This is a genomic window from Neisseria sp. HMSC069H12, from assembly GCF_001812735.1.
GTDB lineage: Bacteria > Pseudomonadota > Gammaproteobacteria > Burkholderiales > Neisseriaceae > Neisseria > Neisseria subflava.
Genome location: NZ_KV810230.1, coordinates 26,759 through 37,395, shown reverse-complemented (window position 1 = coordinate 37,395; position 10,637 = coordinate 26,759). Strand labels below are relative to the sequence as shown.

Here is a 10,637-nt window from a genome sequence, read left to right as displayed (position 1 = left end):
GATGTCCAACTTTTGGGGTGCAGTTCAAAATTCAGACGGCCTTTTTTTATGTTTCAAACATTCATTACAACGCGCGGTCAAAATACAAAGCCACGCCGGAACGCTCACTCATCGCCAACAAATAATCCATCAATTTTTGCGGCCATTGAATACCGCGCACAACAGTCAGGTTGCGCAAAATAGGGAACGTCAGGATATCTTCCAAACTGATTTCACCGCCCAAGCCCTTGCCTTCGCACACCAGCGCTTCCAGCTCTGCCAAATCTTGATGCAGACGCTCCAGATATTGCGTCGTTTTGTTCAGATTAGTCTCGAAATTGCCGATACTTTTCTCTTTTTTGTCGATAAAATATTTTTTCGCTTCATCGGTCTCAAATTCAGGCAGGCCGATTTTGACCATGCGCGGCTGTACCAGTTTGTTATTGTATTCACCCACTTTATCCAACCAAGCCTGCACTTCTGGACGAACTTCTTCTTTCAGACGGCCTTGATCGATGTAACGGACAATATCCAAACTCTCGCCCATAAACGAACCGTCTTCTTTTTGCAAAATCGGTACTTGTTTTGAGCCAATCATGCCAATCGGCGTAGCTTCGTCATCGTTTGCTAAAACGACCTCTTCCACCGCCACATCGCGCAAGCCAAAAATCATCCGCGCACGGACGCAAAACGGGCAATGGTCGTAAATATACAGTTTCATCGAAATGCTCCTTAAAATTTCAAAACGGTTAACCATAACACCCAAGGCCGTCTGAAACAAGGCTTCCTGAAACATAGTGCCACATTCGCATACAAATCTAGGGCTGTCGGCAATAAACTGTTACAATAGCAACGTTTTTATCAAAAAGAAAAAAACGCACGCCATGACCACTATTCGCCAAACGCCCCAAACATCGAGTGCAACGCTGGAAGGCTTACTCGCTTGGTTCGACGGCTATGTTGCCGCGCTGCCCGATTCCGATAAAAACCTGATTCAGACGGCCTTTGACTTAGCTAAAGAACATTACCCCGCCGATGCCCTAACAACTTATGGCGAGCCATTACTGGAACATTTCCTCGGTTCGATGCAAATCGTCAGCGAACTCGACCTTTTGCCCGATGCCGTGGCCGCTACGATTTTGTCCGACATCGGCAAATACGTTCCCACTTGGCACGAATTGGTTACCGAACGCTGCAACAGCACCGTTTGCGAGCTGGTCAAAGGCGTGGACGAAGTACAGAAACTGACCCAATTCGCACGCGTGGACAGCCTTGCCACGCCGGAAGAACGCGGCCAACAGGCCGAAACCATGCGCAAAATGCTGTTGGCGATGGTCACCGACATCCGCGTCGTCCTGATCAAACTGGCGATGCGCACGCGCACCCTCCAATTCTTAAGCAACGTTCCCGACAATCCTGAAAAGCGCGCCGTTGCCAAAGAAACCCTCGACATTTTTGCCCCGCTCGCCAACCGCTTGGGCGTGTGGCAACTCAAATGGCAGCTCGAAGATCTGGGCTTCCGTCATCAAGAGCCGGAAAAATACCGCGAAATCGCCCTGCTTTTGGACGAAAAACGCACCGAGCGCCTCGAATACATCGAAAACTTCCTCAATATCCTGCGTACGGAACTGAAAAAATACAATATTCATTTTGAAGTTGCCGGAAGACCGAAGCACATCTACTCCATTTACAAAAAAATGGTGAAGAAAAAGCTCACTTTCGACGGCTTGTTCGACATCCGCGCCGTACGGATTTTGGTGGACACCATTCCCGAGTGTTACACCACGTTGGGCATTGTCCACAGCCTCTGGCAGCCGATTCCGGGCGAATTCGACGACTATATTGCCAACCCGAAAGGCAACGGTTATAAAAGTTTGCACACTGTTATCGTCGGCCCGGAAGACAAAGGCGTGGAAGTCCAAATCCGCACCTTCGACATGCACCAATTCAACGAATTCGGTGTTGCCGCCCACTGGCGTTATAAAGAAGGTGGCAAGGGTGATTCCGCCTATGAACAGAAAATCGCTTGGTTACGCCAACTCTTAGACTGGCGTGAAAACATGGCCGAAAGCGGCAAAGAAGACCTCGCCGCCGCCTTTAAAACTGAACTGTTCAACGATACGATTTACGTTTTGACTCCGCACGGCAAAGTCCTCTCCCTGCCTACGGGCGCTACCCCCATCGACTTTGCCTATGCCTTGCACAGCAGCGTGGGCGACCGTTGCCGCGGCGCAAAAGTCGAAGGACAAATCGTGCCGCTGTCCACGCCGTTGGAAAACGGTCAACGCGTTGAAATCATTACCGCCAAAGAGGGAAATCCTTCCGTCAACTGGCTCTACGAAGGCTGGGTCAAATCCAACCGCGCCATCAGCAAAATCCGTGCCTACATCCGCCAGCAAAATGCGGATACCGTGCGCGAAGAAGGCCGCGCCCAGTTGGACAAGCAGTTGTCGAAAATCTTCCCTAAACCCAATCTGCAAGCATTGGCAGAAAAACTCGGTTTCAAAAAAATCGACGAACTCTATACGGCCATCGGTCAGGGTGAAGTTTCCAACCGCGCCATACACAAAGCCTGCGGCGCACTGAATGAACCGCCTCCTGTGCCGATTGATGAAACCAATATCGTCAAACAGTCCAAAATCAAAAAAGGTGGCAAAAACGGCATTTTGATTGACGGCGAAGACGGCCTGATGACCACGCTTGCCAAATGCTGTAAACCGGCACCTCCGGACGACATCATCGGTTTCGTTACGCGCGACCGCGGTATTTCCGTCCACCGCAACACCTGCCCTTCTTTCCGCCACCTTGCCGAACAGTCTCCTGAAAAAGTATTGAATGCCAGCTGGGCAGCCTTGCAAGAAGGACAAGTCTTTGCCGTCGATGTTGAAATCCGCGCCCAAGACCGATCCGGTTTGCTGCGCGATGTTTCGGATGCGCTGGCGCGTCATAAACTCAACGTTACCGCGGTGCAAACCCAATCGCGCGATTTGGAAGCCAGTATGCGCTTTACCCTTGAAGTCCGCCAAGTCAACGACCTGCCGCGCGTATTAGCCAGCTTGGGTGACATTAAAGGCGTTTTAAGCGTAACGCGCTTGTAGTTCTAACTCACCAAGCAAATCTAAAGGCCGTCTGAAAGCAACTTTTTCAGACGGCCTTTTAAGTTTTTAACACACCAATATCTCAACACCTCAACTTATCTTTCTTAAAAAGTCAGCCGCAGCCTTAACCGCTTCAATATATAACCCCCTCTTCTATTCTTACAACCAGTCGTTATTTCCTACCGGCATCATTCTCAGGCAAACTTATTATTCTCATGATAAACAAGATATTTCCAATTTAAGGGAGCCTCATGGATACACGAGATTTGTACCCTCACGAGATTTTGCAGGAAGCCATCGGCAAGAGCTGCGCCAAGTCCGAGTTCAGCATCAAAATGTTGGTGATTTTGAGTTTTTTAGGTGGCGGCTATGTCGGCTTCGGCTATCTTGCCTGCCTGCGCGTCATCAGCGGCATTCCTGCCGAATGGAACGGCCTGGCCGCCCTTTTGGGCGCATCCGTATTCCCGATTGCGCTGATTTGTATCTTAATCGGCGGCGGCGAGCTGGCAACAGGCAATATGATGATTATGGCTTTGGGCAGATTGACCGGCCGCGTCAGCACCTACAAACTGGTACGCAACTGGCTCATCGTCAGCTTGGGCAATCTGGCAGGCGCCGTTGCCATGGCCTATTTCCTCGGCCACTACGTCGGCCTGGCAGAGGGAGCGGCTACGGCTAAAACCATTGCCATCGCCGAAGCCAAAGTTAATATGGACTTTGGCCGTGCATTCGTCTCCGCTATCGCATGTAACTGGATGGTGTGCATGGGTATATGGTTCTATTTCGGCTCACGCCATACTTCAGGCCGCATTTTGGCAACTTGGTTTCCGGTCATGATCTTCGTGTTAATCGGCTTCCAACACTTTGTTGCCAATATGTTCATCATTCCGGCCGGTATTTGGGCGGGTGCAAATGTCAGCTGGGGTCAATTTTTCTACAATATGATTCCCGTCTTCTTAGGCAACGTCCTCGGCGGATCGTCTTTTGTTGCTGCTTTCTATCTCTTCGCTTATAAACATTTGTTAAAAGATGATTTTTCTATTTAGTTCAAACTGACGCACTACCCCGTATTCATCAGAAATACGGGGTAGTGCCGTTATCAGGCCGTCTGAACAGCCCCTTTCGTGTCGCATAATTACGCTTTTTCTCTGCGTAACGTTTCATTTATAGGAAAGATAGTTTCATTGCCTTTCCTTTTCTCCAATTTAAGATAATTTTTGCAATCTTTTGTTTTCAAATGACTTCCCCTCAAAAGCACTACGATTTTTCATAAAGCCCGTGTTCCGTGCTTTGCAAAACAAAAAATTTACTGTATTCTGAATTTAATTATTTACAATTTAATGTGGATTGGTTACATATCCTATTGTATTTGAAAATAATTTATCCTGACTCTCTCGTGAAAAACAGGATTTTTAAGCTGTATTTTTATTAGAAAAAAGTTTGGGTACGAATTGTTTGCAATTTCAAAACCCGTATTTATAAGTTAGATGAGGAATAAGTACATGAATCCCATGTATATCACTTTCGCGATCTATTTGGTCGCCGTATTACTGATTGGCCTCGCCGCCTATTTTTCAACACGCAATTTCGACGACTACATCCTCGGCGGCCGCAGCTTGGGTCCGTTCGTGACCGCGATGTCTGCCGGTGCTTCCGATATGTCAGGTTGGCTTTTGATGGGCTTGCCGGGTGCCATTTACCTGAGCGGTTTGAATGAAGCTTGGATTGCCATTGGTCTGATTGTGGGTGCATACCTCAACTGGCTTTTGGTCGCAGGCCGTCTGCGCGTACATACCGAATACGCCAACAACGCGCTGACGCTTCCTGATTACTTCTTCCACCGCTTCGGTGCCGGCGGTCACTTGATGAAAGTGGTTTCTGCACTGATTATCTTGTTCTTCTTCACTATTTACTGTGCTTCAGGCATCGTAGCCGGTGCCACCCTGTTCCAAAGCCTGTTCCACGATCTGTCTTACACTCAAGCCATGTGGCTGGGTGCCGGCGCTACCATCGCCTACACTTTCTTGGGCGGTTTCTTGGCCGTAAGCTGGACCGATACCCTGCAAGCTTCTTTGATGATTTTTGCATTGGTACTGACTCCTATCATGGTGTACTTGGGTTTGGGCGGTGCAGATCAAATGAATGCTGCCATCCAACAAGTTGCCGCCTCTACCGGTAAAGAATACGGCAGCCTGTTTGCCGGTACTACTTTCATCGGCATTATCTCTACCGCCGCTTGGGGCTTGGGCTATTTCGGTCAACCACACATTTTGGCCCGTTTCATGGCTGCCGAAAGCGCTAAATCTCTGGTTTCTGCACGCCGTATCGGTATGACTTGGATGATTCTGTGTATGGCCGGTGCCGTGGCTGTCGGCTACTTCGGTATCGCTTACTTCGGTGCCAACCCTGCCCACGTTGAAGAAATGAACGGCAACCACGAACGTATCTTCATCGCTTTGGCTACCCTGCTTTTCAACCCTTGGATTGCAGGTATCATCTTGAGCGCGATTCTCGCCGCCGTAATGTCTACCCTGTCTTGCCAATTGTTGGTTTGCTCCAGCGCGATTACCGAAGACTTCTACAAAGGCTTCCTGCGTAAAAATGCCCAACAAGCTGAATTGGTATGGATTGGCCGCGTAATGGTATTGGCAATCGCCGTGATTTCCATCCTGATTGCTTCTGATCCTGAAAGCAAAGTATTGGGCTTGGTAGCTTATGCATGGGCTGGCTTTGGCGCCGCATTCGGTCCGGTCGTTATCCTGTCTGTTTTGTGGAAACGCATTACTGCCTACGGCGCACTCTCCGGCATGATTGCTGGCGCGCTGACTGTGGTTGTTTGGGCTGAGTGGATTAAAAAACCTGCTTTGGCCGCACAAGAAACAGGCTTCTCTACCGTTTATGAAATCGTTCCCGGCTTCATCATTTGTACTCTCGTGATTGTTTTGGTCTCCCTGATCGACAAAAAACCTTCACGCGAATTGCAAGAACGTTTCGAAAAAGCAGACGCAGAATACCGCGCCTCTAAATAAAACGTTTTCAGACGGCCTGCATGATTCGGTGCAGGCCGTCTTTACGAAATAAACTGTTTCAAAATAATCTGAGCCTTATCAGAAAAAACAGCAATTTATGCGGATGCATCTTGTATCCGCATCATAATTTTATTACGATATTACTATCCTTCAGAATGCCTGTTTTAGCAGTCTTAATTCAGGCCGTCTGAAACCATGAAAAAAAACCTTTGGAGAACATAAATAATGTTTAACTTCGCTTTTCCAACACAAACTCCTCTGCGTCAAGCTGTAACTGATGCCTACCGCCGCGATGAAATCGAGGCCGTTCAGGATATGTTGCAACGTGCACAGATGACCGACGAAGAGCGCAATGCCGCCTCCGAGCTTGCCCGCCGTTTGGTTACTCAAGTCCGCTCCAGCCGCACCAAAGCAAGCGGCGTAGATGCCTTGATGCACGAGTTCTCTCTCTCCAGTGAAGAAGGTGTTGCACTGATGTGCCTGGCCGAAGCCCTGCTGCGTATTCCAGACAATGCAACCCGCGACCGCCTGATTGCCGACAAAATCTCCGAAGGCAACTGGAAAAGCCACTTGAACAACAGCCCTTCCCTCTTCGTTAACGCGGCTGCATGGGGTCTGTTGATTACCGGCAAACTGACCACCAACACTTCTGAAAAAAATATGGGCTCTGCACTGAGCCGCATAATCAGCAAAGGTGGCGCGCCTCTGATCCGTCAAGGTGTGAACTACGCAATGCGCCTGTTGGGCAAACAGTTCGTAACCGGCCAAACCATTGAAGAAGCGCTGCAAAACGGTAAAGAGCGCGAGAAAATGGGTTACCGCTTCTCTTTCGATATGTTGGGTGAAGCCGCATACACAGAAGAAGATGCCAACCGCTACTACAACGACTACGTTCAAGCCATTCACGCCATCGGCAAAGATGCCGCAGGACAAGGCGTTTACGAAGGCAACGGTATTTCCGTTAAACTTTCCGCCATCCACCCACGCTATTCACGCGCCCAACACGAACGCGTTATGAGCGAACTGTTGCCACGCCTGAAAGAATTGTTCCTTTTGGGTAAAAAATACGATATCGGTATCAACATCGACGCCGAAGAAGCCAACCGTCTCGAATTGTCTTTGGACTTGATGGAAGCTTTGGTTTCCGACCCTGACTTGGCCGGCTACAAAGGTATCGGTTTCGTTGTTCAGGCCTACCAAAAACGTTGCCCGTTCGTTATCGACTATCTGATCGACCTGGCCCGCCGCAACAACCAAAAACTGATGATCCGTTTGGTTAAAGGCGCATACTGGGACAGCGAAGTAAAATGGGCCCAAGTAGACGGCATGGAAGGCTATCCGACTTACACCCGTAAAGTCCACACCGACATCTCCTATCTCGCCTGCGCACGCAAACTCTTGGATGCGCAAGATGCCGTGTTCCCACAATTTGCCACCCACAACGCCTACACTTTGGGCGCAATCTACCAAATGGGTAAAGGCAAAGACTTCGAACACCAATGTCTGCACGGCATGGGCGAAACCCTGTACGACCAAGTAGTCGGTCCGCAAAACTTAGGCCGCCGCGTACGCGTGTATGCCCCGGTCGGCACACACGAAACCCTGCTTGCCTACTTGGTACGCCGCCTGTTGGAAAACGGTGCGAACTCTTCTTTCGTGAACCAAATCGTTGACGAAAACATCAGCATCGACCGCCTGATTAAGAGCCCGTTCGACACCATCGCCGAAGAAGGCATCCACCTGCATCCGGCATTGCCTCTGCCGCGCGATTTGTATGGCAAAGACCGTCTGAACTCCCAAGGCGTGGATTTCAGCAACGAAACCGTATTGCAAAACCTGCAAGAAAAACTCAACCAAGCTTCTTCCGAAGACTTCCACGCTGCTTCCATCGTCAATGGCGAAGCGCGTAACGTAGGCGAAGCACAACCTGTCCGTAACCCTGCAGACCACAACGATGTTGTCGGTACTGTCAGCTTTGCCGATGCAGCCTTGGCTCAAGAAGCGATTGGTGCAGCCGTTGCCGCCCTGCCTGAATGGAGCGCCAAACCTGCTTCAGAACGCGCCGACTGTCTGCGCCGTTTTGCCGACCTGTTGGAACAACACACGCCTGCATTGATGATGCTGGCCGTCCGCGAAGCCGGTAAAACCCTGAACAACGCTGTTGCCGAAGTACGCGAAGCCGTTGACTTCTGCCGCTACTATGCCAACGAAGCTGAAAACACCCTGCCTAAAGATGCCAAAGCTGTCGGCGCAATCGTTGCCATCAGCCCATGGAACTTCCCATTGGCCATCTTTACCGGCGAAGTGGTTTCTGCATTGGCAGCCGGCAACACCGTTATCGCCAAACCTGCCGAACAAACCAGCCTGATTGCTACTTACGCAGTTTCCCTGATGCATCAAGCCGGTATTCCGACTTCTGCGCTGCAACTCGTACTCGGTGCAGGCGATGTCGGCTCCGCCCTGACCGGCGATACCCGCATCGGTGGCGTGATCTTCACCGGTTCTACCGAAGTAGCGCGCCTGATTAACAAAGCACTGTCCAAACGCGACGACAACCCTGTCCTGATTGCCGAGACCGGTGGTCAAAACGCGATGATTGTGGACTCTACCGCCCTGCCGGAACAAGTCTGCCTCGACGTATTGAACTCTGCCTTCGACAGCGCAGGCCAACGTTGTTCCGCTCTGCGTATCTTGTGCGTTCAAGAAGATGTTGCCGATAAAATGGTCAACATCATCAAAGGCGCAATGGACGAATTGGTTGTCGGCAAACCGACCCAACTGACCACAGACATCGGCCCTGTCATCGATGCTGAAGCCCAACAAAACCTGTTGGCCCACATCAACCGAATGAAAGGCGTAGCGAAGGCTTACCACGAAGTCAAAACTGCTGCCGACGTTGATAGCAACAACTCTACTTTCGTTCGTCCAATCCTGTTTGAATTGAACAACTTGAACGAGTTGCAACGCGAAGTGTTCGGCCCTGTATTGCACGTTGTCCGCTACCGCGCTAGCGAGTTAGATCAACTCATCGACCAAATCAACGCCAAAGGCTATGCTTTGACCAGCGGTGTACACAGCCGTATCGAAGGTACTGTCGAACACGTCCGTGACCGCATCGAAGCCGGTAACATCTACGTTAACCGCAACATCGTCGGTGCCGTTGTCGGCGTACAACCTTTCGGCGGTCACGGCTTGTCCGGTACCGGTCCTAAAGCGGGCGGTCCATTCTATCTGCAACGTTTGGTTCGTACTCCTGAATGGGTTGCACCAACCCTTAGCCGTATCGGCCAAGCAGATGAAGACGCGCTCAAACGTTTGGAAACTCTGGTTCACAAACTGCCGTTTGATGCAGAAGAGAAGAAAACTGCAGCCGCAGCTTTGGGTCACGCACGAGTTCGCACGCTGCGCAAAGCCGAAACCGTATTGGTCGGCCCGACCGGCGAACGCAACTCATTGAGCTGGCGCTCTCCGAAACACGTTTGGGTACACGGCGGTACTCTGTTGCAAGCCTTCTCTGCCCTGACCGAGCTGGCTGCCGCAGGCATTCAAACCGTTGTTGAGCCAAACAGCCCACTGGTTGCCTACTCTGCCGATTTGGACGGTTTGTTGCAAGTCAACAGCAAACCTGAAAACGCAGGCATCAGCCATGTTGCTACCATCGAGCCTTTGAGCAGCGAGCGCAAACAAGAGTTGGCCGGCCACGACGGTGCGCTCATCCGCATCCTGCCTTCCGAACAAGGTCTGGACATCCTGCAAGTATTTGAAGAAATCTCTTGCAGTATCAATACTACCGCTGCCGGTGGTAATGCCAGCCTGATGGCAGTTGCCGACTAATCGTAGCCAAATCAAAGGCCGTCTGAAATTCAGACGGCCTTTTTTTATGTTTTTATTTACATTTTTGCCGGATATTCGCACAAATCGTTAATCAGACATTTGCTGCATTGCGGTTTTAAAGCCTTGCACGTATAGCGGCCATGCAAAATCAACCAGTGATGGGCATCCATCAAAAATTCTTTGGGAATAAAGCGCATCAACTTGTCTTCAACCTCGCGCACATCCTTGCCCGGAGCGATTTTGGTACGGTTGGAGACACGGAAAATATGGGTATCGACTGCCATAACAGGTTGCCCGAATGCAGTATTCAACACCACATTGGCCGTTTTACGGCCAACGCCGGGCAAAGATTCCAAAGCCTCGCGGTCGGCAGGTACTTCGCCGTTGTATTTCTCCAGCAAAATACGGCAAGTTTGCATGATGTGTTTGGATTTGGTTTTGTAGAGGCCTATGGTTTTGGTGTATTCCATCACGCCGTCCAGCCCCAAATCCAACATGGCTTGCGGCGTATTGGCAACGGGAAAGAGTTTGGCAGTCGCTTTGTTCACACCGACATCAGTTGCTTGTGCAGACAATAAAACGGCGATAAGCAACTCAAACGGCGAGCTGAAATTCAACTCGGTAGTCGGATGAGGATTGGCAGCGCGGAAACGCTCGAAAATTTCTTGGCGGATTTGTTTGTTCATTGTTTGGATTA

General features: G+C 50.3%; 6 protein-coding genes. 4 read left to right on the top strand and 2 right to left on the bottom strand.

What is annotated here, in order from left to right; all coding sequences use genetic code 11:
* Positions 1–64: 64 nt before the first annotated feature.
* On the bottom strand, positions 65–775 hold the full coding sequence (locus tag HMPREF2872_RS00235) for a GrxB family glutaredoxin (RefSeq protein WP_070630338.1): 711 nt from the start codon (positions 773–775) through the stop codon (positions 65–67).
* A gap of 88 nt (positions 776–863) precedes the next feature.
* Here HMPREF2872_RS00235 and HMPREF2872_RS00230 point away from each other — a divergent pair, with 88 nt between their 5' ends.
* From HMPREF2872_RS00230 to putA, 4 genes are all read left to right on the top strand, one after another.
* Entirely contained in the window at positions 864–3,077 is a 2,214-nt protein-coding gene (locus HMPREF2872_RS00230) for a RelA/SpoT family protein (protein WP_070630336.1), read from the top strand.
* A gap of 251 nt (positions 3,078–3,328) precedes the next feature.
* On the top strand, positions 3,329–4,123 hold the full coding sequence (locus HMPREF2872_RS00225; RefSeq protein WP_070630334.1) for a formate/nitrite transporter family protein: 795 nt from the start codon (positions 3,329–3,331) through the stop codon (positions 4,121–4,123).
* A gap of 456 nt (positions 4,124–4,579) precedes the next feature.
* Entirely contained in the window at positions 4,580–6,106 is a 1,527-nt protein-coding gene (putP, locus tag HMPREF2872_RS00220; RefSeq protein WP_070630332.1) for a sodium/proline symporter PutP, read from the top strand.
* A 225-nt stretch (positions 6,107–6,331) separates the two neighbouring features.
* Positions 6,332–9,940, top strand: a complete 3,609-nt coding sequence (gene putA, locus HMPREF2872_RS00215; protein WP_070630330.1) for a bifunctional proline dehydrogenase/L-glutamate gamma-semialdehyde dehydrogenase PutA — start codon at positions 6,332–6,334, stop codon at positions 9,938–9,940.
* A gap of 56 nt (positions 9,941–9,996) precedes the next feature.
* Here the strand turns inward: putA and nth are convergent, their stop codons facing one another.
* Complete coding sequence (nth, locus tag HMPREF2872_RS00210) at positions 9,997–10,626, bottom strand: endonuclease III (RefSeq protein ID WP_003685196.1); 630 nt, start codon at positions 10,624–10,626, stop codon at positions 9,997–9,999.
* Between the last annotated feature and the right edge of the window lie 11 nt (positions 10,627–10,637).